This window comes from Trichocoleus sp. FACHB-46, from assembly GCF_014695385.1.
In the GTDB taxonomy this organism is placed as follows: Bacteria; Cyanobacteriota; Cyanobacteriia; order FACHB-46; family FACHB-46; genus Trichocoleus.
This window is the reverse complement of record NZ_JACJOD010000033.1, coordinates 61,573-86,241: the sequence shown is the minus strand read 5'-3', so window position 1 is coordinate 86,241 and position 24,669 is coordinate 61,573. Positions and strand designations below refer to the sequence as shown.

Annotated in this window: 33 protein-coding genes; 17 read left to right on the top strand and 16 right to left on the bottom strand. The window is 47.8% G+C overall.

Going from position 1 to position 24,669, the window contains the following annotated elements:
* Positions 1-102: 102 nt before the first annotated feature.
* Positions 103-489 carry a hypothetical protein gene (locus tag H6F72_RS21465; protein WP_190440573.1) on the top strand — a complete coding sequence of 129 codons (387 nt, stop codon included), beginning with the start codon at positions 103-105 and terminating at the stop codon, positions 487-489.
* Between the two features lie 13 nt (positions 490-502).
* Here the strand turns inward: H6F72_RS21465 and H6F72_RS21460 are convergent, their stop codons facing one another.
* Positions 503-958 carry a ribonuclease III domain-containing protein gene (locus H6F72_RS21460; RefSeq protein ID WP_190440569.1) on the bottom strand — a complete coding sequence of 152 codons (456 nt, stop codon included), beginning with the start codon at positions 956-958 and terminating at the stop codon, positions 503-505.
* Positions 959-980: 22 nt separating this feature from the next.
* Positions 981-1,268 (bottom strand): hypothetical protein, encoded by a 288-nt coding sequence (locus H6F72_RS21455; protein ID WP_206755455.1) that lies wholly within the window; start codon positions 1,266-1,268, stop codon positions 981-983.
* Positions 1,269-1,337: 69 nt separating this feature from the next.
* On the opposite strand from H6F72_RS21455, the gene H6F72_RS21450 reads away from it, so the two are divergent.
* Entirely contained in the window at positions 1,338-2,054 is a 717-nt protein-coding gene (locus H6F72_RS21450) for a hypothetical protein (RefSeq protein ID WP_190440563.1), read from the top strand.
* Between the two features lie 38 nt (positions 2,055-2,092).
* Here H6F72_RS21450 and H6F72_RS21445 read toward each other — a convergent pair whose 3' ends face one another.
* The 4 genes from H6F72_RS21445 to H6F72_RS21430 form a co-directional block, all read right to left on the bottom strand.
* Positions 2,093-2,230, bottom strand: coding sequence for a hypothetical protein (locus H6F72_RS21445; RefSeq protein ID WP_190440558.1), 138 nt, complete (start codon positions 2,228-2,230; stop codon positions 2,093-2,095).
* Between the two features lie 178 nt (positions 2,231-2,408).
* Positions 2,409-3,263, bottom strand: a complete 855-nt coding sequence (locus H6F72_RS21440; RefSeq protein WP_190440556.1) for a pentapeptide repeat-containing protein — start codon at positions 3,261-3,263, stop codon at positions 2,409-2,411.
* 52 nt (positions 3,264-3,315) lie between these two features.
* The gene (locus H6F72_RS21435; protein WP_190440554.1) at positions 3,316-3,453 is read right to left on the bottom strand and encodes a hypothetical protein; all 138 of its coding nucleotides are present in this window, start codon (positions 3,451-3,453) and stop codon (positions 3,316-3,318) included.
* 326 nt (positions 3,454-3,779) lie between these two features.
* Positions 3,780-3,977: a hypothetical protein gene (locus H6F72_RS21430; RefSeq protein WP_190440552.1), complete on the bottom strand. Its 198-nt coding sequence runs from the start codon at positions 3,975-3,977 to the stop codon at positions 3,780-3,782.
* A gap of 121 nt (positions 3,978-4,098) precedes the next feature.
* Here H6F72_RS21430 and H6F72_RS21425 point away from each other — a divergent pair, with 121 nt between their 5' ends.
* Positions 4,099-4,497, top strand: a complete 399-nt coding sequence (locus tag H6F72_RS21425) for a PleD family two-component system response regulator (protein ID WP_190440550.1) — start codon at positions 4,099-4,101, stop codon at positions 4,495-4,497.
* Between the two features lie 22 nt (positions 4,498-4,519).
* On the opposite strand, the gene H6F72_RS21420 is transcribed toward H6F72_RS21425, so the two are convergent.
* Positions 4,520-4,717 carry a hypothetical protein gene (locus H6F72_RS21420; protein ID WP_190440548.1) on the bottom strand — a complete coding sequence of 66 codons (198 nt, stop codon included), beginning with the start codon at positions 4,715-4,717 and terminating at the stop codon, positions 4,520-4,522.
* A gap of 404 nt (positions 4,718-5,121) precedes the next feature.
* Here H6F72_RS21420 and H6F72_RS21415 point away from each other — a divergent pair, with 404 nt between their 5' ends.
* Complete coding sequence (locus H6F72_RS21415; protein ID WP_190440547.1) at positions 5,122-5,280, top strand: hypothetical protein; 159 nt, start codon at positions 5,122-5,124, stop codon at positions 5,278-5,280.
* Positions 5,281-5,677: 397 nt separating this feature from the next.
* Here the strand turns inward: H6F72_RS21415 and H6F72_RS21410 are convergent, their stop codons facing one another.
* Genes H6F72_RS21410 through H6F72_RS21395 form a run of 4 tightly spaced genes read right to left on the bottom strand, consistent with a single transcriptional unit; the run spans position 5,678 to position 8,195 of the window.
* Positions 5,678-6,463 carry a terminase small subunit gene (locus tag H6F72_RS21410; protein WP_190440546.1) on the bottom strand — a complete coding sequence of 262 codons (786 nt, stop codon included), beginning with the start codon at positions 6,461-6,463 and terminating at the stop codon, positions 5,678-5,680.
* Positions 6,464-6,523: 60 nt separating this feature from the next.
* Positions 6,524-6,961 carry a hypothetical protein gene (locus tag H6F72_RS21405; protein ID WP_190440543.1) on the bottom strand — a complete coding sequence of 146 codons (438 nt, stop codon included), beginning with the start codon at positions 6,959-6,961 and terminating at the stop codon, positions 6,524-6,526.
* A 36-nt stretch (positions 6,962-6,997) separates the two neighbouring features.
* Positions 6,998-7,174, bottom strand: coding sequence for a hypothetical protein (locus H6F72_RS21400; protein WP_190440540.1), 177 nt, complete (start codon positions 7,172-7,174; stop codon positions 6,998-7,000).
* A 28-nt stretch (positions 7,175-7,202) separates the two neighbouring features.
* Positions 7,203-8,195: a hypothetical protein gene (locus tag H6F72_RS21395; RefSeq protein ID WP_190440536.1), complete on the bottom strand. Its 993-nt coding sequence runs from the start codon at positions 8,193-8,195 to the stop codon at positions 7,203-7,205.
* A gap of 148 nt (positions 8,196-8,343) precedes the next feature.
* Here H6F72_RS21395 and H6F72_RS21390 point away from each other — a divergent pair, with 148 nt between their 5' ends.
* Together H6F72_RS21390 and H6F72_RS21385 are read left to right on the top strand one after the other, a co-directional pair.
* A complete protein-coding gene (locus tag H6F72_RS21390; RefSeq protein WP_190440533.1) occupies positions 8,344-9,081 on the top strand; it encodes a TIGR02652 family protein in 738 nt (245 codons plus the stop codon).
* A gap of 87 nt (positions 9,082-9,168) precedes the next feature.
* Positions 9,169-9,690: a hypothetical protein gene (locus H6F72_RS21385; RefSeq protein WP_190440530.1), complete on the top strand. Its 522-nt coding sequence runs from the start codon at positions 9,169-9,171 to the stop codon at positions 9,688-9,690.
* A gap of 3 nt (positions 9,691-9,693) precedes the next feature.
* On the opposite strand, the gene H6F72_RS21380 is transcribed toward H6F72_RS21385, so the two are convergent.
* Together H6F72_RS21380 and H6F72_RS21375 are read right to left on the bottom strand one after the other, a co-directional pair.
* Complete coding sequence (locus tag H6F72_RS21380) at positions 9,694-10,653, bottom strand: radical SAM protein (protein WP_190440528.1); 960 nt, start codon at positions 10,651-10,653, stop codon at positions 9,694-9,696.
* 118 nt (positions 10,654-10,771) lie between these two features.
* Positions 10,772-11,014, bottom strand: coding sequence for a helix-turn-helix transcriptional regulator (locus H6F72_RS21375; protein WP_190440524.1), 243 nt, complete (start codon positions 11,012-11,014; stop codon positions 10,772-10,774).
* Positions 11,015-11,676: 662 nt separating this feature from the next.
* Here H6F72_RS21375 and H6F72_RS21370 point away from each other — a divergent pair.
* A complete protein-coding gene (locus tag H6F72_RS21370) occupies positions 11,677-12,045 on the top strand; it encodes a hypothetical protein (protein WP_190440521.1) in 369 nt (122 codons plus the stop codon).
* A gap of 13 nt (positions 12,046-12,058) precedes the next feature.
* Here H6F72_RS21370 and H6F72_RS21365 read toward each other — a convergent pair whose 3' ends face one another.
* On the bottom strand, positions 12,059-12,721 hold the full coding sequence (locus H6F72_RS21365; RefSeq protein ID WP_190440519.1) for a helix-turn-helix transcriptional regulator: 663 nt from the start codon (positions 12,719-12,721) through the stop codon (positions 12,059-12,061).
* A gap of 205 nt (positions 12,722-12,926) precedes the next feature.
* Between H6F72_RS21365 and H6F72_RS21360 the strand changes: the two genes are divergently transcribed.
* The 5 genes from H6F72_RS21360 (at position 12,927) to H6F72_RS21340 (ending at position 16,687) form a co-directional block, all read left to right on the top strand.
* Positions 12,927-13,226, top strand: a complete 300-nt coding sequence (locus tag H6F72_RS21360) for a hypothetical protein (RefSeq protein WP_190440516.1) — start codon at positions 12,927-12,929, stop codon at positions 13,224-13,226.
* A gap of 170 nt (positions 13,227-13,396) precedes the next feature.
* A complete protein-coding gene (locus tag H6F72_RS21355; protein ID WP_190440513.1) occupies positions 13,397-15,202 on the top strand; it encodes a hypothetical protein in 1,806 nt (601 codons plus the stop codon).
* 103 nt (positions 15,203-15,305) lie between these two features.
* Positions 15,306-15,581: a hypothetical protein gene (locus H6F72_RS21350; RefSeq protein WP_190440509.1), complete on the top strand. Its 276-nt coding sequence runs from the start codon at positions 15,306-15,308 to the stop codon at positions 15,579-15,581.
* A gap of 7 nt (positions 15,582-15,588) precedes the next feature.
* The gene (locus tag H6F72_RS21345; protein ID WP_190440506.1) at positions 15,589-16,302 is read left to right on the top strand and encodes a hypothetical protein; all 714 of its coding nucleotides are present in this window, start codon (positions 15,589-15,591) and stop codon (positions 16,300-16,302) included.
* Positions 16,292-16,687, top strand: coding sequence for a hypothetical protein (locus H6F72_RS21340; RefSeq protein WP_190440502.1), 396 nt, complete (start codon positions 16,292-16,294; stop codon positions 16,685-16,687). Before H6F72_RS21345 ends, H6F72_RS21340 begins: the two co-directional genes overlap by 11 nt.
* Before the next feature lie 174 nt (positions 16,688-16,861).
* On the opposite strand, the gene H6F72_RS21335 is transcribed toward H6F72_RS21340, so the two are convergent.
* Positions 16,862-18,145 (bottom strand): hypothetical protein, encoded by a 1,284-nt coding sequence (locus tag H6F72_RS21335; protein WP_242017056.1) that lies wholly within the window; start codon positions 18,143-18,145, stop codon positions 16,862-16,864.
* A gap of 208 nt (positions 18,146-18,353) precedes the next feature.
* Between H6F72_RS21335 and H6F72_RS21330 the strand changes: the two genes are divergently transcribed.
* From H6F72_RS21330 to H6F72_RS21310, 5 genes are all read left to right on the top strand, one after another.
* Positions 18,354-18,650, top strand: a complete 297-nt coding sequence (locus H6F72_RS21330; protein ID WP_190440499.1) for a hypothetical protein — start codon at positions 18,354-18,356, stop codon at positions 18,648-18,650.
* Positions 18,651-18,754: 104 nt separating this feature from the next.
* Positions 18,755-20,752: a hypothetical protein gene (locus H6F72_RS21325; RefSeq protein ID WP_190440496.1), complete on the top strand. Its 1,998-nt coding sequence runs from the start codon at positions 18,755-18,757 to the stop codon at positions 20,750-20,752.
* Positions 20,752-21,570: a DNA adenine methylase gene (locus tag H6F72_RS21320; RefSeq protein WP_190440494.1), complete on the top strand. Its 819-nt coding sequence runs from the start codon at positions 20,752-20,754 to the stop codon at positions 21,568-21,570. The genes H6F72_RS21325 and H6F72_RS21320 overlap by 1 nt, the downstream gene beginning before the upstream one ends.
* 77 nt (positions 21,571-21,647) lie before the next feature.
* Positions 21,648-22,262, top strand: a complete 615-nt coding sequence (gene lexA, locus H6F72_RS21315) for a transcriptional repressor LexA (RefSeq protein ID WP_190440491.1) — start codon at positions 21,648-21,650, stop codon at positions 22,260-22,262.
* Positions 22,263-22,306: 44 nt separating this feature from the next.
* The gene (locus tag H6F72_RS21310; RefSeq protein ID WP_190440488.1) at positions 22,307-23,500 is read left to right on the top strand and encodes a helix-turn-helix domain-containing protein; all 1,194 of its coding nucleotides are present in this window, start codon (positions 22,307-22,309) and stop codon (positions 23,498-23,500) included.
* A 29-nt stretch (positions 23,501-23,529) separates the two neighbouring features.
* Here the strand turns inward: H6F72_RS21310 and H6F72_RS21305 are convergent, their stop codons facing one another.
* Positions 23,530-24,669 (bottom strand): hypothetical protein, encoded by a 1,140-nt coding sequence (locus H6F72_RS21305; RefSeq protein WP_190440485.1) that lies wholly within the window; start codon positions 24,667-24,669, stop codon positions 23,530-23,532.

The following is a 24,669-nucleotide window of genomic DNA, read 5'->3' as shown; positions in this document are numbered from 1 at the left end:
GGTTAAAAAAAGCCAATTCAAAAGTTGAGCAGGCGATCCCCTGTGGTCAGATGCTGTGCAGAGCTGTTAGAACCGAGGCAGTTCTAATTCAGCGTTATTTTTATGCTCCGCTCCTTCCTTGCCTACCCTGAGGTTGGAATTGATCCGGATAGTGTTTCTTTGGAGCTAAAGGACCAGGAAATTGTGGCGGTTGTCAGTACAAAACGCTTTGGTAGTCATACCACCACACTCTCGTCTGAACTACCGCTAGATGAGACAACTGCTGAGAAAGCCTATCTCCAAGCACTACAGTTTCGACCTGAAATCGTTTCTGTCTTGGTGCGCTCGGCTAATCCCTTGGACTATCCAAAGGTCGAACGAGAGCGGAGTGATGAAGCCGATGAAATCGCAAACCGAGTTTATGGCTATGGTTACAGTGCTAGACAGTGGAGTTGGGTAAATGACGAGGATGAAGATGATGACGATGACAAGGACGAATACTGGAGGTGAGAACTAGTTGGCTTTAATTAATGAGGTTACTAAACCACTTAGTGACTAAAGCTGTAATTACGTCATAGCCCCCATCTTTGTAAACAGCAGCAACTAAAGCTTCAAAGGTCTCTGCCAGAGCATAGGTAGTCTCATGAACTCCAATGATTCGCTCACCAATTCCTACGATTGGAGCAATACCCATTGTGCGAAGCATTTCGCCTAAAGTTTTTTCATCTTCTAATGTCTGCTTTTTTTGAGTAATGCTTCCACGAGTTGTACAACCGTTCTCAATCAGAAGGTCGGTCAGAATCGCCTTGAGGATTGCATCTCCAAGAGTACGAAAGACTTCTTGGTCCTCACATGATTGCCCTTGCTCACTTTGCTCTTTAGCCGCAGCCTTGCGAGTGAGTGCTCGAAGGAGTAGGCTTTTGTCTTTGAAGATATAGCCTAACCGCCTTTCAATTGCTTCGATGTCTTCTGGATTCATCGTTACTGCTGCCAAACATTGTCTAGAGACTAACGAGTTGTTTCAAGTTGATCAAGCCAGAGCTGAAGGGCGATCGCTCCTCAAAACCAAAACCACCTAAGCAAATGTCCGATTCTGGACAGCTGGTAGGGGCGCTCAGCAGTTTACTCACTTGGCTGCGTTCCCAAATTGGGGAAAAGCTGAAGGGGCGATCGCTCTGGTGACACAAGACCCAGACCAAGCTTTGAGAGTCAGAAAATTTCTGATTTTGAGCTGAGTGCTCGATAGGGCGATCGGGTTTGGTGATGGGAGGAAACCGCACTGAAAGCATCTGGAAATGCTCAACCATGCCTCTGTAGCTATGGATCACTAACCTTGCGATTTGGTGTAATTCAACAGCATGGATGAGTCTCATCAAGATCCGTCCTCGTCTTTATCGTTACAACAGCTGATCGAAGAGCTGGAAAACTTCACAGTCTTTGAATGTCAAAAGAACGGCAACCCTTGGATTAAAGTGACTAGACTCAGCGAGCTATTTTGTGAGAAGTATGGCGTGCTACCGGAAACTGTGGCAAACGCTCAAGGTTGTCGCGACGGTTTACGGAGTTTGATCAAAAGTAGCAAACGCTTTTCCATCTATGGCACTCCAATCCCTCAAGAGTTTTATGTCGCTCTTTTTCAGGTAGTAGCTCCTGCGTTGCAGCAATCTCAGAGCATTCCGCTTCATTGCAGAATCAAGCAACGCTCGGAAGCCGAAAGGCGTTTATCTGAGCCGTTGCAAGTTGGGGGTACTAGAGAAAATCAACTCGATCGAGATCAAAAGATCTCAGAACACCAAGCAAGCTCATTCCCTCCCATTCAATCAGTCAATGACTTGGAGGTCGCTTTGATAGCAATAGCTAAAAGTTTAGTAGCAAATAATCCGCAAAATTCTGTATCGATTGGGCAATTGAGCCAAAAGTTTTGCGACTATTATATGCAACCCATCCGAGTTGCGATGCGAAGCGTTTGCCCGGACTTAAAGCTGATTGAGCTACTTAAGGTGATTCCTAGTCTCCAGGTTCAAAAAGTGGAGGCTGACTGGCAAGTTACTGTAGAGGCTGATTCGATGGAGTGATGCATGAGACGGATGACGTCTACTTGCTTAATAGCTTACTAGTAGCTGTCGCAACCACGCGATCGCTCAGCAGCAGACAAAAAGCCCCAAGCCTCCCACTCATCTTCGTCGGTCAGTTGTCCTAATTTGGGATGTGTAACTTGGGACGTGTGGCGATCGCTCAGCAGGTCACTCACTTGGCTGCGTTCCCCAATTGGGGAAAAGTTGGAGGGGCGATCGCGCTACCAAGTCTTTGCCCCCTTAGTCGTGCGATCGCCTTATCTGTAAGGTGCCCAATCACGCCCTAACCTTAGAACCATACCAGAAGATGTCTGGATTCTGAACAACTGGCGCGATCGCTTTTTCTGAGCCTTGCTAATCATGAGTGCTACCATCGGGCATCTTGGTTCCTGTAAGAATTGCCCCTTGAAAATTTATGCCTTCCAACCTTAATCCCCTAAGATCTGCTCCACTCAGATTTGTGCCATTGAGATTGGCACCGCTTAAAAAGTTGTCGTGGTACCGCGTCCTAAGATCTGCTCCAGAGAAGTCAGCACCCCTGAGGTCAGCACCGCTAAGATCTACCTCGACAAGACTTGCCCCCTTAAGGTTGGCACCCCTGAGGTCAGCACCTTTCAAGCTAGCTCTACTTAGATTGGCCCCTTGCAAGTTAGCACCTATCAGAATTGCGTAGTCAATTGATTTCTCGCTAACGTCTGCTCTAGCTAAATTGGCTCCACTAAGGTTGACGTTTGTCAGCTGTGCTCGACTCAGGATCTCTGTGCCACTGAGATCCAACCCACTGAGATTCGCTCCTGCCAAATTGACTACCTCATGACGATTTCGACTTAAATCTGCATCTCTGAGGTTTGTTCCTCGCAAATCTGCTCCACTGAAATTGGCCTTGAGAATGGCTGTTACCTTGAGGTTTGCTCCGGTGAGCTTAGCTCCAGTGAGATCTACCCATGCTAGATCCGCCCCACTCAAGTCAGCACCAATCAGGTTTGCTCCGACAAGACTTGTGTTGCTAATACATGTACCTTGCCGAAATTTAGCCCTACCTAGGGTTGCTCCGATCAGATCGACTCCACTTAAGTTCGCTTCGCTTAAGTCTAGAGTGCTCAAGTCGGCTCTATTTAGATCTGGTCTTAGAGAGGGATGTTCATCCCTCCACCTATTCCAAGCCTCTACTTCCCGCTTCAATAAAGCTAGCTGTTGCTCCTCTGCCATCCATTCACTCCCTAGGACTTGAATCTCTCAGATCGGAAAGTTATTTTCTACTTTAATAGGCGATCGCTGCTTGCGCTTGAGCACAGCGATCGCTCAGGTTCTTGCCTGGTATAATTACCAAATTAGGTGGGGGCTGGTGCTCAAGCCCTCCCAAAACCTTGGTGATACGGGTGCTTCTAGAAGTACTCAAGGGTTGCTCAACAGTGCATGAATTGTCTCCGTTCCTGATAAATATCAAGGAGAAACTTATGATTGCACCTGTTATCTATACGATTGTCGGTTCATGCGGGGTAGCATTGCTGCGGAGGTCTGGTGACTACCCAAATGCGCTGAGAGCAACGTGAGTTATGGAAGAGGTTCCTTACCAGGATCGATGCTTGGGGGTTCGATTCCCCCACCCCGCACTCTTTTATTCACGCTGTATAACAATTTGGGTGTAGCAGATTGATCAAAGCCACTTGGGTGTCCAAAAAAAAGTTTTTGGCAACAGTTGCCCCGAACTGTTACTCAGCCTCCTCATGAAGCCAACATCTGCCTCAATCGCGCGATCGCGAAAGCAGCAGTCAAGAAACCCCAAAGCTCCCACTCGTCCTCATTGCGGCAAGCATTGCGTTTCAGGCGATGTACAAATTCTAGACCACTAGCAGGGATGAGCAGCGGTTCATTGATGAGGTTGCGTTCCCCAATGGGGAAAAGTTGGAAGGGCGATCGCACTTTGGGGTTCTGATCACTGAGCTATGTAAAGATCACATGTAAAGTATGCGACATGTGAAAGCTCAAACGCTGTGATTCTGACTCCAGAGCTTAGCTCTACCCCGCACCTATAAGCATTGACATGACAGATGCTCCGATTTCTGAACCGAGCCCAGCAATAAGAGTCTTGGTAGTTGAGGATGATGACTCTAATCGATTGCTAATGGATGACTACCTCACTCATCAAGGCTACCAAGTGCTGAGTTTGGCAGAGGGCAGCAGCTTTTTCTCAACTCTGGCTCAGTTTCAGCCGCATGTGGTTTTACTAGACTTGAAGTTACCCAACATCAGTGGCTACCAATTACTAGAAGGACTGCGACAGAATATAGAGTTTCAGCATTTGCCTGTCATCGTGCTTACGGCATCCGCCTTTCGAACCGAGCGTCAACAAGTACTGCAATTGGGAGTACAAGGTTATTTTGTCAAGCCGAGCCACCCAAAAGAGCTAATCGCGGCGATTGAAAAAGTTTGTGCTGGATAGTCTTCTCGCTATCAAGAGAGGCTCAGTTCTGGTCTTGGTCTCGTTTATGCTTTTCGGCAGTAATGAAGTTATCAATAACTTGAGTTAGCTCTTGCAGGCTTTGTCGGGTTGATTCGAGCTGTTGCTCTAGGTTTACAACTAAAAGCGTGACCGTTTGGAGTCGGTTGAGTCCAACTTCAAGCGCATCTTTTACCTGGACCTCAAACTCATCAAGGTTCATAGAGCAATTACGGTTTTTCTTTAGACTACCCAGTTGGGTATAAATTCATACACATACTCAAGGGTTAAACAACCGAAGAGCGATCGCCTTGCTCTAAAGTGCCCATCTGTTCCCATTACCTACCCTTTGCAGCAGCAAGCTAGCGATCGCTCCGTGACACAAAACTGACGAGCGTTGATACTGCGAACCTTTCGGATTTTGGGCTAACTGATTGGGGGTGTTGACAGAAATACCGATTCTAAAGACAAAGGCAAGGCAAAGAGCCAGCATCATCACTCCACATTTCCCCTAATAGCGTGATTGCTGAGGCTCAGCCAAAACACAAAGTCACGATTCCGTACTGCATCTGAGGCATTGAATGCCCAGAATTCTTAATCTTGAAGCATCAGGTTTTAGGGTGCTTTATGCTACGTTCTGTTTTTCTGGTGATGCTCATTACCCTAGTTGCTCTACCCGCTGTTGCAGGAGTCACACCTCCAGTCAAAGACGGTCCAGGTGGACGGACTCCGGGCGGGTCGCGAGTGTCTTCAGGGCTACTTGTTCAAAGTTTGGATATTCGGTAGGAGCGATCGCTCCTACCCAAGTACTGAAGCAAATTTGCTGGAGTTAGAAGGTAGTACAAGGCTGATTAACCCCGATAGGTAGGTATTCATTCAATGAGTCCTCAGCTTCAGAACAAGCACAAGGACGGAAAAGAGTTTGAACAGAAGAACTCTTAAAGGCAAGAACTGTAAAACCGTTGGCCCTCGTCATCGAGACCACGTCATCGGCAGCCTCTATGACTCGATACAAATGCCCAGCTTGCGAGAGTAAACATTCACCTGCTAACACAGCTATTTCCTACTTAACGAGCATTAAGTATATTTTTATACTTAATGCTCGTTAAGTAGCACTGTATTAACAAACTTCTCATTTCTCCATAGAAGTTAAGATTTTTTGAGCAACTACTGCGATCGCGCATCAATCTTCCTTTGCAGCACCTAATTCAGCCGCATCATCTGTGATTTGAGGCGCAGTGTAAGTGTCCAGCAATTCGTAGCCCGAATCGGTTTTTCGGACTGTATAGCCATATTTGCCAGCAATTCTGAGGAAAGAATTCCAGTCATCTGTCAGCCCAGTATATTTAGCTGCTAAGCGTAGGGCGAGACCATCGTCTTTCATCTTTAGCTTAAGCTTCGGACCTTCCTCAGTAAAAGTTGAGGAGATCTCAGCGATCGCCGCCACAGCTTCTTTCGGAACCTTGTTGAGATCTTTGATTGTGAGATCTCCATGTCGCCCTATGTCTGCGACATCAGTAATTCTTACCTCAAGTCGATCCTTTACTTTGCGAAGTACATAATCTAATGTCAATTCAACTCGCTCCGCTGCTTCCACAGATTTAGTGCGTAAATACTCTATAACTTGAGGTCTCTTAAGTAGAGCACTAGCACTAGCAGCTGCAACATTGTCATTTTTGGCAGTATATCCAGCTTCCTTGTAAGCTCGCGTGGCATTGAAATGAGTTAAATAAGCATTGCAAAAACTCCTTTGACGCTCAGTCAGACCTAAGGTTTCCGCCTTTAAAAGAGAGAGATACGCTTGGATCTTAGGATTTCTTAGAAGATTTTCCGCATCCGACGCAGCCTCGCGATCGCTCTTGATGACATAGCCAGCACGCTTGTATGCCTCTGTCGAATCAAAATCAACGAGATACTCCTGGCAAAATCGCTTCTGTTTATCGGTGAGCTTAGGAGGAGACTCAGACACGTTACTCAGGGGCAGCTTTTTGAATTAGCCGCTTGTAATTTATAACTTCCCAGAACTGAATCACCAACGACTACCTGACGCTTGGCCTTTGGGCTTTGCAGCGGCTGCATGCAACTCCGCACGGAGCCCAGTCAATCGGGCTCGAGAAAAGACAAATTTGAGCGTTGTATAGGTGTTCATAGCAATGACTGGAGCCAGATTGTCATACCAACGTTGAATTTCTTCTAGCGCCGTATTGATGCGAATCTCCAGATCGGAAGGGGGCAGTTTAAACTCTTCTGGCTCTATGCTCTTTAAGTCATTGCCATCAAAAACAACGTGGCCATTTTCATTGGAAACGATAGTTCTAACCCGTACGTGTCTGGGCTTTTCGAAAGTCAAAACTAGCTCAATCTCGCGAGGCTCTTGAGTTTGCACTACGGCATCCCTGGCATAGGGGGCGATCGCCTCCAACAGCCAGTTCCTTCGAGGTACAACCTTTACCAATTGTTGTGTCATAGGGTTGGGCAATCAGAACTGAATGGGTTGGTCAGACTACTTACGTTTAGACTTTCGATTCATCTTCTCCATTTCTTCCTTCTGAGTTTTGTACAGATCACTGAGTTTGGTGACCCAGGCTTCGCGTTCTTTTGGTGTAAGCGCATAAACCTCACTGACACTTTTAAACGGCGCTTGCTCGCCAACAGTGAGGAAAAACGCTTCATCCCGCAACCGTTCCTCGTTCTGCCGCCGTTCAGCTTCAGTCGTCGGAATCAGCAGAGAAATACAAAAATTCGCGAAAGGATAACCAAGGTAAGGGCTGCTCCCATGCGTTTTTGCACATTGGATTCACGCAATCCATTTCTATCCACATCGCTGGCCCAGGCTGAATTTTGTTAACTGCTTTGTACAAAGCATTTTTGTTGGGGCTAACCCGCCCACTGGGGCTGGTACAAAGGGCTCGATAAATACTCTCGTCAAAAACTTGTCCCCGAACATTCCGGTAGGCTTCAGAGTCTGGAATCCCTACAACCATTTGATAAATTTGGTCTAAATCCTTAGGATTACCACTCGTCGATTTGAGCAGGCGATCGAACTGGTAAAGTTTGAGTGGCTCCAGCCAGAGGCGGGTTACAGTATCATCAAAAACCTTAAAGCCCTCAGGTAAGGTCAGTTCAATCAAAGGTTTTTGGGTCAAATCCCGAATGACTTTGATTGTCACTGAGCTTAGGTCGTGATAACTCCGTCCTTTTTTAGGGTTATCCTCCGCTAGCGTTCCGCACTTGGGACACTTAGCAGCCATCGCAATTTCAAAACCTTGAGCTTGTAGGCGCAAGGCGAGAAACAACGTGGTCACGTCCCCCCAGTACATGCCTTCAATCAACCGAGAAGTTGATGTAGACAAGTTCTTCGCTAAATCTTTGATTGGCTGCCCGCCGATCGTATTGATGACGTAGGGTAGAAACTCCTTAATGACTTTAACTGGATCTTTAAGATTGCCTTCACGATCCGTATTTGACTCAACCAACCGACCCAAGGCAATTTCGTAATCAGCACTGTACGGATTGAGGGTGAAGTCTTTGAGGCACTCATCTCCACAGATGATACCAACGGGCAAAGTATTGCCCAAGTCGTGTAGTTCAATCTCCTCAATATTCAAATCCGTTAGGGGAATTGCATTGAGTGTAGAAGTACTGTCGTCCGCAGGAGCGATCGCTGAAGACCCAAAACCACCTGAATTTTTTGCTGCCATGTTTACCTACAAAGAGTAGAAAGCAAAAAAGACCAAGGCAAACTCAGCCCCGGTCTCTCTTTCGATTTAACCAGTTCGTCAATAGAAACGTTATTCTTTTTGCATTTTCGTAATTATATTATCGTTATAAGCTAAATCAGCAAGATTAATGGTCACCACAGCCAGTTATCCCTTCTTTGGCCCAGAAATCACCTGCCCCCTTTGCAATAGACCAATGTCAGGATTAGTTCTGACTGAAAGCTACGTGTGCCATTTACATGGCCAATTCGATGCTAAGCCAGACAATCAAGAACTGGAGTTTGCAGACACCAGGAAGTGCTGGCGACGGTTGGAAGACCAATGGTATCGGTGCCATAGACGGTTCGACACGTTGGAATATGAAATTGGTGAGGCTTTAAGTTACGGCAAGTTTAATGGTGGCCTTCACGCCCTTACCAAAAACCCAAAGCACGTCACCAAAATCGTGGTTTCTCGACGGTATGAATCGTTAGTGGAACCATACAGACAATTGCTTGAGGAGCAACGTCTACCTCTTACAATCTTCGGTATTCCAACCGAATTCAGCCCCGATCCTCAAGAAGAGCCTCGATGGAACTTTATAAATTTTGAGCTAGAGAGGCAAACTTCTAAAATTATTATCGAAGGATTGGACGGCTGGACCCAGGAAGAGTGGCAGGAGGCTGAAAAGTCAGGTCGCTTAGAGCTGAAGGTTTTTTACCTTGAGGAATCTAGACTTTGGTATGCAACCCTCAATCGTGACACCCCCAATACCTCTAACTGCACCGCAATGTGCGAAACCTTAGCTGGTGCTCTGGGAAGCTTAGCTAAGTGGGTTGAGCAGAAAACAGTTCCCGGATCAGGCGATCGCAACAATTCCACCAACTAAATCGCGGTTAACCGTTAATGCAGTCGCGATTTAAAGTTTTCACAGGGAATTATAAGTCTTATAAATCACCACTCTTGGAGGTCATAGGTGAAGGCTTTTAAAATCTCTGGTCTAGCAGCACTTACTTGTCTGTCGCTCGCAGTTGGTCAATCCGCTCAAGCTGAAATGCTCAATTTAGGAACAGCTTCTGGCGGGCAGTCGATCAAGCTCGACACCAACTCAATTCAGCGCAACGGACGAGGCATGAGTTGGGGAGCAGCCTTCACCTACTATCTTGGGGGCGAACAGATTAAAACTGGTGCTCACTGTGGCTTAGGCACTTGGGCAGTAGATGGTCAAACTTATAAGCCTCAGTCTCAAGCAACTCGCAACATGATCAGTGTTGTTTGTTCTGCAAGACATATTGACGAAAATAAAGAAGACACAGGCTACATGCTGGTCTTCGCTCCACCTTCTAATGTGCGTTCCTCCCCAGGGGGTTCAATCAAGTGCACACTCAAGAACATGCAAGTCGTTCCGGTCTACGTTGAACCTCGTGGCGACTGGTACTCTACAAGTGCGTGTGGCGATGGTTGGATTCACAAGAGCCAGGTTCGTGCCTTCCGGTAGGTTTTAAGCTGTTTTCTGTAAAACTGGCCACGTTTCCACCGTTGGTCGATTCCACCAATAATCAAATCGAGACTGTTCTACATAACCTTTCAGTTCTGGGTCAGGCCAAATGTGCAGGCGATCGCGCAATTGAGTGGCATCGGCGGCAGCTTCTAGCATGTCCCACTGCTCCACAAACCGACTGGCCCATGACTTTTGAGTCATTACAGACTTAGCCCACTCTAGCCCCGCTGCTAGCATTCGTTTCCCATTTGTCCCACGAGCATTGATCGGCTCCCAAAAAATGATCTCTGGGTTTAGTAGCGCGAGCTGCTCTAGATGATCATTGAAGTCAGAACTCTCCATCATGGGTGGAGTGGGGGCCATCGCAATAAACAATCGACAGCCAGCTCTCTGCCCCCTTGTCAGAGCTTTCAGGCGATCGCTAGGGAAAGGGGCACCGGGTTCGATTTGTCGGCTGAGTTCGTCACTGAGATGGGGCAATGACATGCCAACTGTGACATTGGGATGGACTAGGATATCTAGGTCATTCACCCAAAGGGGTGAGCGAGTCAAAATACGTACGCGCTTGTCGTACTTCAAAAGCACCTTAACGGCTTCGCGTGTGACCTGGGCACACTGGCGATTTTGGTAAGGGTCGGTCGTTGAGCAGAGTAGCACTACACCTTTGCCTGCCGCCGTCTCGTCCCAGCTCCGCTTGCGACTCAGCTTTTGGTCCAAAATTTCAGGAATGCCTTCTCTTACAAATAAGTACTGTCCCCAATCCATTTGTGGGTCCGCTACCCCGCGATCGCGAAGTACTTTTTCCCTCATGCGAATTGTTGGGGTTGAGGTGACATAGCAAAATTTACAACCATGAATGCATCCGGTCGCTACATTGATGACGTAGTCACAAAGCCCCTTCTTACTGAGATTGCTTCTACAGAGCGGATCGATAATAGACTCCTTTCCCTGAACAGCCATAAGCTAAATTAGCTAAAAACGTTATTTTTATAACGTTACTCTAAAAAGGTAAATCAAGTTGTACAGTTTTGATAAGTGAGTGGAGGGACTCACGATAGCGCTTTAGTGACTATCAGGATTAAGAACCGGTTTCTTTCCTAAGGTCCACCTGATCGGGCAAGTCATCTAAAGTGCATTCCAACACTTGACACAATTTTTTTATTTGTCGAAATGTTAGCTTCGGCTCCTCCCTTCCTTTTTCCCAATTACGAACAGTCGTATCTGTAACGCCAAGCAATTGCCCCAGCTTCCTTTGCGTAAGCTTTTGGCGAAGACGGAGTTGACGGAGAGTAGACCCACCATTTGAATTTGCTAGACTCATCAATCGTAAGCACAGTTACGCAAACTGGCTTACGACAAACTAGGGCTAGCCATCGCAAGACCACTTTGCGTTGGTAAACAACAACAACGGGGGTTGAGATTGCCGTCCACCCCCCGTTGCCAAGTATCTATCAGAATTTGCTCACGAGGAAATTCCAAGCCTTCTTTTCAGGAATAGGCTGTGAATCAGAAAGCGTTTTTTCTAAAAATATCATTTTGAAAACGTTATTGTTAATCTTATAATCCGAGCAAAACCTTTGAGCAGCGGTTGTACCCAGACTCGAAGGTTTCAGGCTCTAGGTGTGTCAGCTAACAACAATAGAGGTTTCTTCCCACAGATACTGAGCGGTATTTCGTTGCTTAACAAAGGGTATGCACTTACAAATTGAGGAACTTGTCCTCCAATCATTCATCTCTCTGTATAAAGAGCCACTATTCACATACCGAGGCATTTACCGTGGAGAAACAGCTCTGTGCTTTTCTTGTTTTCACCCAGACACCGTTCAGAATTTGTGGGAGAAACGCAGAGAAATTTCGGACAAAGTGCTGATGCTTGGGCTAGCTCAGTGGGTCATACTGTGCCTGAATGGAGAAATTTTTTGCCCACCGTGGCGAGTCACAGGATACTCTTCTAGAAAGATGATACAAGTAGCAAATTTAACATTGTCTGACGGTGACATTGCTAAACGCATTCTCGATAGCGGCGTAAGCTGTGGAGTTGTCGATTTCAAAACCAACATCCTGCTTTGCGCTAGCCAAGAAGTTATCAAAACTAGCGGACGAAAGGCCTTTTCGATTCAAGGCAAGGACCTAAACGATCTTTGGGACAAGCAAATTTTGGCCGATTTAAATCGGGATTTGCAGCAGCAAGGCAAACTGACCGATGCCTGCTACACAGCTAAAAGCTGGGCCAACAAAGAGGGTACCTGGCAAACAGAGGAGCACAGATTTCGTGCCCAGACTATTGAGGTTGTAAAGTTTCTAGGGCGCTGGTGCCGATTGACCTATGGAATAGAAATTAGCGACGACTAATTAACTCCGGTTTTTACCCAACGGTATGTCCATTGGGTTCTTCTGATTCGTCTGAGAAATCTGGTGGCAAGTCTCCACAAAGAGCATTCCACACATCTGAGTCGTAGATTTTGCCGTCCGGATCTCTCAGAACTCTAGACAAAGGAGCTAGCTCCTTATCAGTATTAATTTCACGGCCTGCCAAAATTTCGCGCAGAGCTTTAGCTGAGAGTCCTTCTTTTTTGGTTCGCTTCTCTAGCTCTTCCTGCGAGACCCCTTCACGCTCCATCCAAGCTTTAATAAAATCAACCAGGCTTTCATAGTCTGGCATGATGGCCTCATTTTGGTCACTATTGTCAGTAGGTTCCCAGTTCCGTAAAAGCGTCATCAAGGTTGAGAGGTAATACTCAAACGCCTCAGGGTGTTCCTCTCGCAATCCGATAATAATGTCTTGGACGCTAGTTGCCCTTAAGTTTTGGTTACCGTTTTTAAATCCTGATATCTGGCTTGAGCTGATTTTACCGATCTTGCTGGCTCGAACCGCAGCAGAGATATTAACTGCCAGTAATTCAGGGAAATTGTCAAACGTTCGTCGCAGAGCTATGCCAAAGAGCGTCAGATCCGACTTAGGCTTTCCATATGATTGCCTTGCAAAACGACGATCATTTAATGATTTTTGACGCACAGCAGCAACCATACTCTTCCCAGTAGTCTCACTAACTCAATAGTATTACCTTTTTTCCGCTTTCGTTAACAACATAACACTTTTAGCATATTGAAGGCTTCCCACTCTATGAGTGCTTGACGCTACAAACTTATTTAAATTTAGTGTGATGCTAGCCTATTTAGTCAAACTGATAATATGATTCGATAAATGTGATCATCTTAACGTTTAAAGTTTTATGCACTATGTGCAGATAAGCTACCAACACTTAAGGGAGGGAAATATCTCACTGCTGGCAGAGCTGACGGGCTTTAACAGTGTTCAGCTCTCAATGTGGTTTAACACCAGTCGGCAACCAAACCGGCAAAGCATTCAAAGGCTCAGTCGGACTACAGGGGTTCCTGAGGCTGATGTCATGCGAGCGATCGATGACCGTCGAGCCGATGTTGCAGCTGCTAAAGAAATTAACGAAGCAATCAGACGAGCTATTGCAGAAAGACAGCTTGCTAAAGCCAAGCATGCTACGGTTCACATCTAACTTTTGGAGTTGGCCACTCCAAAAAAATACCCCCACCGAGCGATCGGCGAGGGCAATTCAAAATTACTTATCTAAATTATGCCTCAAACCACAGAAAACTACAAATCCCGGCCTCACACTGGTCGGGAAATGTGGCTTCAGTTTAGGGTTCCCCCCACTGGAGCACGGACATGAAAATCAGCCAACTCCTAGAAGGGATTGGGAATTCAATCCAGTTCTATCCAGATCTAGTCCCCATCACTGGCAGCCACAACGCCACTACTTTTCTCGGCCAGCTCTGCTACTGGACAGGCAAGGAACGCAAGCCAGACGGTTGGATCTATAAAACCCAAGAAGAGTGGGAATTAGAAACGGAACTTTCACCCAAAGAACAACGGGTAGCTCGCAAGCTACTCAAAGAACGAGGTCTGATTGAAGACCGCTTTATCGGCATTCCTCGCCGGCTGGAATATCGCTTAATTCAAGAAGCTTTAGACACCGCCTGGGAAATGTGGATTCCCGCCATGCGGATTAAAGAACACTTGCGATCGCTCCTAGCTGAAGATGCAGCCCTACTCAAACACGGCATTGCAGATCCAGGTCTCAAAGAAAAAATTACAATCCTCCGCAATGCGCTAAAACGGGCCAGAACGAGTCCGGAAGAGGCTAAAACCATTGAAAAATCCATAAGTGACCAAACGGCACTTATGGAAGTGACTAAACGGCACAACAAGAAGAACCCTCAAGGAACAGCAAGTAGTGCCGATCAGGCACAGCTATCTATACAACCAATAGACTACTCAAAGACTACACAGGAGACTAATGACGCGCGCACGGAAAAAAATTTAGTAGGGGTGAAAACTCAAGAGGAACAGGAAGTAAGTTTGGCATCAACAGCTCCACCTCAAGATTTAAAGAAGCCCCCCTTGTCCAAGGCAACACAAACTGCCAATGACAATTCTTCCGCCCGCCCGTGCAGAAGCTCGAAAAAAACAGAATTGCTAGAATCTGAGCCCTACATACCCCAGTATTTTGCTGAAGAGTTTTGGAAGGCGTGGGAAAGGTATTGCGAATTTTGTGATGAAGTGGGCGCGGACGAAGGATTTTCTGAAATTGCAGCTCGTGTTTGGGATAAGCAGATTGAAGCAGGCGTCAGCGTTGATGACATGGTTGGGCGTGGTATGGACGCTTACATTGAGGGCAAGAAACTTAAAGCTGGTCGTAACGGGGGCCAGTACATTGGGGTTCCCAGGTTTGAAAATTACCTAGGGGCTCGACCCATGCCCTATTGGAAGCAAGCGCTGGAGTGGAAAGACCGTCATGAGTCTCGCCCAGAGCCTGCTGTTGCTAAACCTGTAGGCAAAGAGCCCACACCAGAATTTTTAGGACGGTTTGAGGAAGCCCGATCGCTATTGGGAGCTTCAGTGTCCTGGATGTGGGATGGTAAGCGCGATTGTCGGGTTGTCATCATTGGCGATCGCATTATTCCAGAGCGCGAATTTATGCAAATGCCTTTGGATGTCTATTTGCCGCGAACGTCAGAACAAGTCTTTGCTAGCCGAGTTGCTGTGCTGGGGGCAATGCATGACGAAGGCGATCAAGTGACGCTGCTGAAGCACCTGGATAATTGGTGGAGTGCTGGTTGGTGTGATGAAGTGCTTTCAATGCTTGAAGCCAACCCTCATTGGGGTGTACCACCTTTGCGCTACTTACCTGCTGAAGAAGACGTGTCAGCTCTAATTCAGGCTTCTTTGGCCGAGGCAGAGCAAGCCAACTCTCCGATCCCTCCAGAAACACTGGACTTAAGCGAAGTTATTTCCCAAATCCAAGCTCAGTACCAGCGGATTGGCTGGGGCAGTGATCAGCAAAAAGAGTTTTTGTATAAAAAATTCCGGGTGCGATCGCTTGGACGGTTAAGCGATAAAGATTTATGTTGCTTCTTGCAAGTCCTACGCGAGCAGCCTACAGCCGCAAAATGTGCGGAACTGGCCCACTAAGGTCTGTTCGGAGGTTGTCAATGAGAGCTGTTGTACAATCACAATTATTTGATTGTGATAACGTTATAAAAATAACGTTTCTAAATAAAACTGAGGTGTGCCTATGTTAGCCTCCGCTCGTCCAGCTAAAGAATCGGTGGCAGTTCTGATATCAAGGCAAGCTACTGCAATCCGCCAGGCTTTGGTGCAAAAGGGGTATCGATTCCGTAAATTTCCTAGCCAAGCTGCTTGGAGAATTTTTCTGGGGTCATCTGACGACGACTTTCTTCTCCTCAAGTATCTCGGCTCTGAAAATAGATGGGTGTTGTATAGAGGCAACACAGATCGAAGGAAACAGAAGGAGCTTTGGCAAATTATTCGTGGGGCGATCGCCTACTAGGGGAACTATGAGTGACTGCTACTGCACCTTAAGAGACGATATTCCTACGCCTTTGGATAACCTGCGGCATCTGTTTGAACTCAACCGCATTCCGGTTGTTACCCCTGTTCCGACAGCACTAGTTGATGAGCAGCCCTGTTACGAAATTGACGCTCAGCGGTTAACGGAAGCCCAAGTTCAGGCCTTGGCAGAGAACTTATGCCAGAAGTACAAAGATCATCCTGAGTTGCCAAGCCTTGAAGCTGCGATCGCTGTTGTGCAAGAGGGGTTGCCCATTGGAAAGCAATGGGTTGCTGGGGTTGGCGGAGGTGCTCAGAGCGCTGCTACATTGATGGATTTTGATGAGGATTGGTTCTCGGGAAGCTTTCAAGCCCTGGAATGGTTTGAAGCAGGAGACGAAGAACCCCCTGATTTTGGAGCGTGTTGTGCTTGCCGGCAGGAAGGTTCAACCGTGCGGAATTTTGTTAGCTTAACCAAACGAGCTCTTGTTCCAGGAACTGGGTGGGGCTGCATCGTTTGCAATTTGCCCTCCGACGGAGCGCTCGCGGTAATCTGTGACGAGTGTTTGGCAAAAAGCGCGGAAATTCAGGATACCTGTCATGGCTATGCAGCCACTAAAGAGCGCAGTCCTTTGGCTGCTTTAACAGAAGATTTTGACCACGATCATGCTCTTCATGAAGCAGAAATTGCCGCGTTTGTGGGAGCTGCTCATGACTCCTGAGCAAATCAATAGGCAAATGCAGCGCTGCGAAACGTTGCATGAAATTAAGCAGCTTCTAGAACAACTGCATCTCTCTGGTCTTTCTGCAGCTACTGAGTGTGGAGTGATCTCCATCAAAAACTTAGTTACAGGCGATCGCCTGATTGGTGGCACTCCTTTTCCAGAGGAGGCTTTAAGGATTATTCAAGATCAACTTTCAACCCAAAACCACCCTGATACTGCTCTGCAACAAGCTTGGATTGAGCTTGTTGCAGAGCAGTTTGTTTTGGAAGTACTTGAGCACTGTCATCTCGATCTTTTGGAACAGCGCCTAACTTATTGGCGCACCTTGTTCCAGGCCAGAACCTTTGATTGCACACCTAAGCATGGCAAAAACCAACCCTAGATCTTCCCAATGCCCCAGCACCATAGTGCGATCGCGTTGCATCTACCGGATTCGCGCGCTTAAAGGCAATAAACTTTCAGGACTTGGAAGGTTAGGCTCAAAGAGAGCGGGTGCTAAGCAGGCATAAGTACCTCCAGGACTTGCTGACACGATCGCCCTTGGGCAAACAACCCCTCAATCAGATGCAGCAATTGCTGGTAAGCCTCCCGTGTCAGACTGTAGAGCCGCTGTCCCACCGTTTGCTGATGCTTGGCAAACGCAAATCTTTCCGATTTCTTGCCCTGACAGGTGGCTTGCTGGAGGAGCGACTGCGCTACGCAACTTAAACGAAAGTGGCGTTTGACCGCTTCCTGATTGCGCACCTGAGCCGACTCGAAGCCTGTCACCTGAAGCGCAAAACTCATGAAAGATCTCGCAGGCCCAGCGGTAACTCCAGGTCTGAATCACTCGGGCACTTTCCCAATGCAGTGCATCACTGAGCAAGAAGCGCGGAGGGTCGCTGAGATCGGGTTGCTGATGCACAATGACGAGGCGTTTGCGTCCATAGCGCTTGAGCCGAAGGGTTTTGGTAAAGGCCCAAAAGAATTTGAGTTCTCCGTTGCGAGCGTGCACCTGAAGGGGACGAAAACTCTCTAGGTGCTGTTGGCGCAGTTCGGTGGCAACCGCATCCACCCGCCGCCATTGCCCGTTCCACAGAATGAGTCGAGAGCATTCAATCTCACTGACCCAATGCTTGCCGGAGGCCTCAATCAGCTGCGTCAATTCCAGGGTTAACACCCCATTGTCAAAGGCATAGTCAGCTTGGGGAAACTGCCCCTCTGCCTCAATTTGGCGCACGATGTCCACGACCATCTCGGTGCGCTTGCGATAGGCCAATCGGTTCTTGTGATAGTGCAACAACTCCAGCAACCGTTGCTTCACTTGTTCCATCTGCTCGTAACTGGGTTGAGCCGTCATGCGCAGGTATCCTCTCTCCGCCTCGCTAAAGTCTGGCAACTGCACCTCGACCGCAATCCCATCAATCTGCTGGCCATTCGCAATCACGCCAGTCACCACGCTTTGGTAGCGGCTCATGCAGTGGTTGACATAATCGTAGGCGCGCTTGACCCCATAGATGTGCTCGCCCTCTTCATGATGCGATAGGGTCCAGTCGAGACTAATGATTTCTCGCCCACATCCTTGATGCCGCAGACCGACTTGCCGCCGATGCTGCTGCATCAGAACCTCGCTATCCCATCGAGCCTCAAACACCGCCTCATGCATCGCTCGCCGACTGACGGCTTTGCCTTCCGGATACACCTGCTGAGCGTGAATGCCTTGCAGGGTCTTGTTCTGGCTCAGCAACAGTCCACTGATATAGCGACTGACATGCTCGAATCCGGCTTCCCGACAGAACACGTCTCGATAAGCACTCATCCCTTGGGCAATGGTGGCAGGAACACCGATGAGGGGAATCATTTGCTGCTCCGCTAGCGATTCACCATCACGATACCTTGCTAGCCTCCTCTCCTTCTACTCCTAACCTTCCAAGTCCTGAACTTTGTCTAACCGACCACATTCTAAAATTAATTGCAGTCTCGCCACCGGAGATCGTTAATCGTGGGATTCACTTCTTGGAGAATGCACTGCTGATTGCTGCAATCAAGCAAGACCAGGACGAGTGAACATGCTGAGATTCTTGCGATCGCTTCCGTTATTCTTCTCACCATCTCCCTGGTGGGAGCGCCACTGGATGCGATACAACGATCTAAATGATTTATTTCAAGGCTTAGATTACTTTCTGCTGTGGTGGCGGGAACACCACCCAGAGGATGCACGAGCAGACTCAGATATATTGCTTTCCGAGGACTTTGAGCAAGCGATCCACCAGCTCATGATCCGACATCCTTGGTACTCCCTGAAATGTCTCTTCCGTCAGACTTTTTGGCGCTTGCGAGTCTGGTTCTGGGAAGTCCAGAATTAGAAACTACAATTCAATTATCATGATAAGATAAACGCAATTCCAAAAAATTAGGGACGCGCCAACGTCCCGTTCAGTTAACCAAAAGGGATATTAGGTGGTTAACCGTGATTTCTATTGTAAAGCAAGATTTCACAGGAACAAGAGTTTCTGCTGATTTAGGGTTTGTTTTTCCAACTTCGCCGATCGAACGAAAGTTTGAGGTTGGCGATCGCGTAAAGTTTTTAGATTATTGTTTTGGGGAACGAAGGACGGCAACTGGTATTTTAGTCCAGAGCTACTTCTCAGTTCCTGCTTGTGACCTTGCTGAGCGACCTAGCAAAGGGAAGTGTAAAGGCCAGTACCTTCAAAGCCCTAACGGATTGATTGCAGAATACGAAGTTGTTCTACCTGCGATCGCCCAAATTGACCTCTCCTATCACAGTGCCTACCCCAAAGATGGGATTTTTCGGGGACGGTTAGTCGTTAATGAGTGGGCGAGGAAAAACTTTCAACTAATTACGGCTGCACCCCAGCAACCAGCACCCGGAACTCTAGTGCGAGTTTGCAAAGCTGAGATTGGGCTTGAAGACGACCTTGATCGCCAAGGAACGGTGCAACCTGCTTCTGTTGTACCTGAGTTGCAAGGAGAAGTCAGGGTGCTCTTGCAAGGAGATACTTGTGTTCGGCGCTTTGACCTCAATCAGTTAGAGGTTGTGAATGCTAAGTCGGAGATGGCTGAGCCATTTTTGCTAGAGTCGCAGGAATTTGCCCAGGCTGAACCCATTAAAGTAGGCGATCGCGTGCGGGTGATTGGTGAAACTCCTGAAGGCTATGTATTTGGGAATGTAGGGACAGTGAGACAGGTGCGAGTTGAGGATTGGCAATCCCGAAAGCGCACGGCATCTGTTGAACTTGATAACCCAACAGGCGGGGTGGCAATTCAAGCGAGTTTGCCACTCAGTGCCATTGAAAAGATTGAAAAACCGCCTGTAATTTTCAATTACCCAGAACCAATTTTGACAGAAGCACAGCGGCAAGCGATCGCTGCTTGGGAAGCGCAGGGGTGGACAGTAACTCAGCAGCCAGAGCATGAGCACCGAATGCCGAGCGAGATGGCCATTCAAATTTCCAGGCAAGATGACAGCAGTAAAGGAACTCTCACAATTGAGCGGGTTCTCTTTATTGCAGGTGATGGCTGGACCAACACTGAGCAGCAGCGCCAAACCATCATGAGTTGGTATAACGATGGTTGGACGGTAACCCAACGAGCAGCTCAGCACGGATTGCCGTTAGAGATTGAAGTAGAACTGTCCAAGGCAGTGGAATTGCCTTACGGAGAGTTGCGTCAACTGTATCTGCTCTCTAGTATCGGTTGGGCTTGTTTGCTCAGTCAGCCAGCGGATGGAGCTTACTGTCGTTGGCCTAAAGTTGAACCCGTAACGCCTGAACTCACGGTAATTGAAGGTGCTCCATTAGAACGGCGACGGCAAGCTCTACTCATTCAGAGACGGCACGTAGAAGCTGATCTGATTGAGCTGAAAGCGGAGCAAGCAGTAGCGGTACGGGCGGGCGGCATGGTATGGCCAAAGGAATGGGCCAGCGCTGGGATTGAAGACTATACCGTTGTCAAAAAGCTACAGAAGACAGGGTTCTATACCAAGTTCTGGTATCACCGACTTTACGCACCAACCAAGCTTTTTGCGGCTAAACGCACTACTAAGGATGACAGCGGTAAAACCAATCGTCACCATTTAACGAAGGTGGAGTATGCCCGCTACAGAGCCGCAAAGTATCGCTATGACCGTATCCAAGCGCTGGAGTCTCAGCTAGATCAAGCCTCGCAGGCGATCGCGGATATTGAGCGCGGCAAGCAGCACCGCAAACCCAGCGCTGAGGGCAAGGTTGAGGGGCAGTGGGAGATTTGGGATACTCGCAATACTTATGCGCCTGGTTCCTATCCCAGCAAAACCTTTGCTTTCATCGTTTACCAGTGGGTATTCAAGAACGGGCGGCTACAATGCCGATCTCAAAAACGCTTTGGAGAGATCCCCGTAGACGAACCTGCTGCAATCGAACGGGCTCATGCACGAGCTGAGCAATGGCTAGAGAAAAATGGTAACTAATGCGATCGCCGATCCTTGAAACAACTCCGCCTCGTCCGTTTTTGAAGTGGGCTGGAGGCAAAGGCCAACTGATTGCAAAATATTTGCCCTACCAGCCGCAAAAATTTCAAACTTACTATGAGCCATTTCTGGGCGGTGGGGCAGTCTTCTTTCATCTCCTGCCAAAGCGTGCAGTGTTAAGTGACATCAATCCTGAGCTGATCAATGTTTATCACTGTGTCCGTGAGCAAGTGGAGCTGCTTATCGAGCACTTATCTATACATCAGCAAAAACATAGCCGTGATTACTTCCACCAAGTACGGGCGAAACCAGGGACGACTGACTTGGAGCGGGCAGCTCGCTTTGTCTATTTGAACCGGGTTTGCTTCAACGGTCTCTGGCGCGAAAACTCCAAAGGAGAATTTAATACTTCCTTCGGTCGTTACAAGAATCCGCTGATTTGCAATGCAGAATTGCTGCGATCGGTATCGGCAGCGCTACAACCTGTGGTCCTCAAAGCTCAACCTTTTGAATCGGTCTTAGATGCTGCTGACAATGACTTTGTCTACCTCGATCCGCCCTATCATCCGCTCAATCCAACCAGCAGTTTTACTTCTTATAGCCGTAATGGTTTTACCGAGCATGACCAAATCAGACTCAGAGAGCTATTTGTGAACTTAGCTGAGCGTGGGGTTCAGGTAACGCTTTCAAACTCTGATTGTCCTTTTATTCGTGAGCTTTATAGCGATTTCCGAGTCTACACTGTTCCTGCTAGAAGAGCGATTAATTCGAAGGCTAACAATCGAGGTGAGGTCAACGAGGTTTTGATTGTGTCATAGGTTGAGCGATCGCTCTGCTCTCAAAATTAGAAGCATGTGAGAGACTGTAGTACAAGGGATCTATTAGTGCCGTTTTTATGAATCCTCCTCTAACTCCACCACAGCAAGAACTTCTGGAGTGGCTTGAGTCCTACATTCAAGAGCATCAGACTTGTCCATCCTACCGAGAGATGACAGTAGCAATGGGGTTAAGGTCTGCGGCTCCAGTTCAACAAAGGCTGGCTCAACTTCGGGATAAAGGGTATGTGACTTGGAAGCAAGGCTGTGCGCGATCGCTGCGGGTTTTAAAGCCATTGAAGCCCAAGGGTATCCCTATTGTGGGTGCGATCGCGGCAGGGGAGGTGGTAACACCTTTTGCTGATGTAGTTGAGCACTTAGACCTGGCTGGAATTGCGCTTCAACCCGGTTGCTTTGCTCTCCAAGTGCGAGGAGATAGCATGATCGGGGCCATGATCAACAATGGTGATGTCGTCATTATGATGCCAGTACCCGATCCACAAGCCTTGAAGAACGGTGCGATCGTGGCAGCTTTGGTGCAGGGGGAGGGCACAACCCTCAAATACTTTCATCGAGACGGTAAGCAAGTGGTTCTCAAGCCTGCCAACCCACGTTATGAACCTATCCGAGTTCTTGCCTCTGACGTAGTGCTGCAAGGTCTATTAGTTGGGGTTTGGCGAGGTTGCTTGAGCTAGGCTGGGTTAGTAAAAAATAGCTGAATTGGAAGAAGAAACTCAGTATGTTACTTAACGGTAAACCCATAAGCTCACTCACTGAGGCTGATCTTCAGGCATTAATAGACAACGCCAATGCCTTTCCTGAGGGGAAGATCATTGATTATAAGAGAGATCGCCTAGCTAGCAGCGATGAGAAAAAGAAAGAATTTCTTTATGATGTTTCCTCGTTCGCCAATACAGTAGGTGGGCATCTAATCTTCGGAATGGGTGAAGATGCGGGGCTACCTACTCAGCTCTGCGGCTTAGAGCTCGACAATCCAGATGCAGAAAAGCTCAGAATGGAGAACATGATTCGGGATGGGATTTCTCCTAGAATTCCAGGACTGAATATTGAGGTTGTTACTCTTCAAAACCAGCGAGTGGTTATAGTTCTACAAATACCTAGAAGCTGGGTAGCACCTCATATGGTGACCTTTGGAAACGCTGCAAGATTCTATGTTCGCAATTCAGGGGGAAAGCACCAAATGGATGTAGGAGAAATTCGGGCTGCTTTCAGCCGCTCAGAGTCCCTTGTAGAACGTATTAGATCTTTTCGCCGAGAGCGGCTTGATTTGATTTCGTCTGATGAAAGCCCAGTACCCATGATATCTGGAGCAAAATTAGTGTTTCACATTATTCCACTTGAGGCGTTTGACCTAGTAAACCAGCTTGATGTGATGCTGCTAGAAAATAAAACGCCAGGACCATTGGGAAGTTCCGGCTGGGATGGCAGGTACAACCTTGACGGATATCTAACTTCTGTAAGTGCCTTGAGGAATCGACAAGAGAAACATGCTTTCGGCTATCTTCAGTTTTTTAGAAACGGGATTTTTGAAATTGTTGATGCTTCTACAGTAGCGCCGCAGCCTGATGAGAGCTTATATATTCGTCCTTACTACGAAGGAGAGCTCATCAAGAAATTGGAACGAATTTTTGATATTCAGCAAGAGCTTGGTATAGAACCACCATTAGTGCTCATGCTAAGTTTTGTCGGTGTGAAAGGTTATCAGATCATCTCTAATTCTTACGGACCTTCTGGACGTGTGCATCCCATTGATAGGAATAGGCTTTTAATTCCAGAAATCTTAGTTGATAGTTTTGATGTTCACCTTCTTTCAATTATGAAACCAGCGTTTGATGCGGTTTGGAATGCAGGGGGCTGGAGTGGATCGCAAAACTATGACGAGCAGGGAAGTTGGATTGGTAGCAACCGATAGGTTACTGATGGAAATCTTGATCGTTTTTCCTAAAAGACTTCCGTTTTGGGACTAAAATCCTTTTCAATCTCCATTAAAGTTGGCACGTCCCTAACCGTTTCACCCTCAGTCATGTTAAGCAGGACCACCCGTAAAGTGAGGGTGATCAAGTTATTTTGCTCCAACACGTCACCTGAGCGAATGCCTTGAGTCAGGTGCAGGGGAATTTCTAGGGCTGAAGGAGGTGCGTCAATGTGCCCCATAGAACTGACCCGCTGCATGAGTTGGTTGGCGATCGCCCTTGCATCTTCCATTTCTGATGCAATTACCAGCACTTCAAGAGGCTGATTATAGAGATAAGTTGTTTGCCATAGCCGCGATTGACCATCTGGCAGGCGAATAGAATCTTCAGCGGTCATACGACGATAGTTCGTGCCGTCGAGTAAGCGCAGAACGATGCAAGGTAGCTCAGTAATTTGATAAACCCCTGGCTGGTGCGCAGCCTTGGGTTTGAACTTGAAGATTAGGCGGCTAGGCTGTTGGGGGATCGGGTTGCTGAGTGTGATTCTAGGGGTTGGCGTGGTGACCACTGTTCCGGGTTGTGGTCTCAGTTCTGGGGAAAGAACTTTTACGCTCGACAAGCGATCGGGTGTGAAGCTGGAGGGAAGTGGTACCGATAGACCGTCTGGCGAAGGACGTACCCAGCGGGTGAGCTGCACGGGCACTGAGAAGAAGTTGGGCAGGGCAATATCTATTAAGTAGCTAAGGCGATCGCCTGGTACCTCATACCCCACCTTTAGCTCCTGCAATTTTGGAGACTCGCCGTTGCTATAGCGTTGCAGCCTCAAGCGGAATTGTAGAGGGCCAGCCCAAGCAGATAAGGTTTGGCGAATTTGGTCAGGTGTGTAGAACGTTGGGTCGGGACTAGGCACCCAACTGTTGCCATTAAAGCTATAGGAATGATTGGGAGACCGGTGCAGTGCCACAGTGATGTTCTGCTCATTAGGCCGTAACTCAAACCCTAAGTAGTCGCTTGCCATACGCGGTGTTAGCAAAGGAGTCAGCAGCTCACCTTGAGATTGGTCAGCAACGATCACCAATGCACCTTGCGATCGCACAATATTGTTCACTTCTGGTAAAGCTGTTTTGCGGCTGAGTTCTAGGGTTTGAATGATGAACACTGGTGACAT

Coding starts and splice junctions, on each gene's coding strand:
- H6F72_RS21460 (WP_190440569.1), bottom strand. CDS start 958: ATGAATCCAGAAGACATCGAAGCAATTGAAAGGCGGTTAGGCTATATC.
- H6F72_RS21425 (WP_190440550.1), top strand. CDS start 4,099: ATGACAGATGCTCCGATTTCTGAACCGAGCCCAGCAATAAGAGTCTTG.
- H6F72_RS21405 (WP_190440543.1), bottom strand. CDS start 6,961: ATGACACAACAATTGGTAAAGGTTGTACCTCGAAGGAACTGGCTGTTG.
- H6F72_RS21455 (WP_206755455.1), bottom strand. CDS start 1,268: ATGCTTTCAGTGCGGTTTCCTCCCATCACCAAACCCGATCGCCCTATC.
- H6F72_RS21330 (WP_190440499.1), top strand. CDS start 18,354: ATGCTGAGATTCTTGCGATCGCTTCCGTTATTCTTCTCACCATCTCCC.
- H6F72_RS21465 (WP_190440573.1), top strand. CDS start 103: ATGCTCCGCTCCTTCCTTGCCTACCCTGAGGTTGGAATTGATCCGGAT.
- H6F72_RS21305 (WP_190440485.1), bottom strand. CDS start 24,669: ATGTCACCAGTGTTCATCATTCAAACCCTAGAACTCAGCCGCAAAACA.
- H6F72_RS21345 (WP_190440506.1), top strand. CDS start 15,589: ATGAGTGACTGCTACTGCACCTTAAGAGACGATATTCCTACGCCTTTG.
- H6F72_RS21350 (WP_190440509.1), top strand. CDS start 15,306: ATGTTAGCCTCCGCTCGTCCAGCTAAAGAATCGGTGGCAGTTCTGATA.
- H6F72_RS21440 (WP_190440556.1), bottom strand. CDS start 3,263: ATGGCAGAGGAGCAACAGCTAGCTTTATTGAAGCGGGAAGTAGAGGCT.
- H6F72_RS21375 (WP_190440524.1), bottom strand. CDS start 11,014: ATGAGTCTAGCAAATTCAAATGGTGGGTCTACTCTCCGTCAACTCCGT.
- H6F72_RS21335 (WP_242017056.1), bottom strand. CDS start 18,145: ATGATTCCCCTCATCGGTGTTCCTGCCACCATTGCCCAAGGGATGAGT.
- H6F72_RS21365 (WP_190440519.1), bottom strand. CDS start 12,721: ATGGTTGCTGCTGTGCGTCAAAAATCATTAAATGATCGTCGTTTTGCA.
- H6F72_RS21320 (WP_190440494.1), top strand. CDS start 20,752: ATGCGATCGCCGATCCTTGAAACAACTCCGCCTCGTCCGTTTTTGAAG.
- H6F72_RS21380 (WP_190440528.1), bottom strand. CDS start 10,653: ATGGCTGTTCAGGGAAAGGAGTCTATTATCGATCCGCTCTGTAGAAGC.
- H6F72_RS21395 (WP_190440536.1), bottom strand. CDS start 8,195: ATGGCAGCAAAAAATTCAGGTGGTTTTGGGTCTTCAGCGATCGCTCCT.
- H6F72_RS21355 (WP_190440513.1), top strand. CDS start 13,397: ATGAAAATCAGCCAACTCCTAGAAGGGATTGGGAATTCAATCCAGTTC.
- lexA (WP_190440491.1), top strand. CDS start 21,648: ATGAATCCTCCTCTAACTCCACCACAGCAAGAACTTCTGGAGTGGCTT.
- H6F72_RS21340 (WP_190440502.1), top strand. CDS start 16,292: ATGACTCCTGAGCAAATCAATAGGCAAATGCAGCGCTGCGAAACGTTG.
- H6F72_RS21390 (WP_190440533.1), top strand. CDS start 8,344: ATGGTCACCACAGCCAGTTATCCCTTCTTTGGCCCAGAAATCACCTGC.
- H6F72_RS21415 (WP_190440547.1), top strand. CDS start 5,122: ATGCTACGTTCTGTTTTTCTGGTGATGCTCATTACCCTAGTTGCTCTA.
- H6F72_RS21360 (WP_190440516.1), top strand. CDS start 12,927: ATGCACTATGTGCAGATAAGCTACCAACACTTAAGGGAGGGAAATATC.
- H6F72_RS21420 (WP_190440548.1), bottom strand. CDS start 4,717: ATGAACCTTGATGAGTTTGAGGTCCAGGTAAAAGATGCGCTTGAAGTT.
- H6F72_RS21310 (WP_190440488.1), top strand. CDS start 22,307: ATGTTACTTAACGGTAAACCCATAAGCTCACTCACTGAGGCTGATCTT.
- H6F72_RS21450 (WP_190440563.1), top strand. CDS start 1,338: ATGGATGAGTCTCATCAAGATCCGTCCTCGTCTTTATCGTTACAACAG.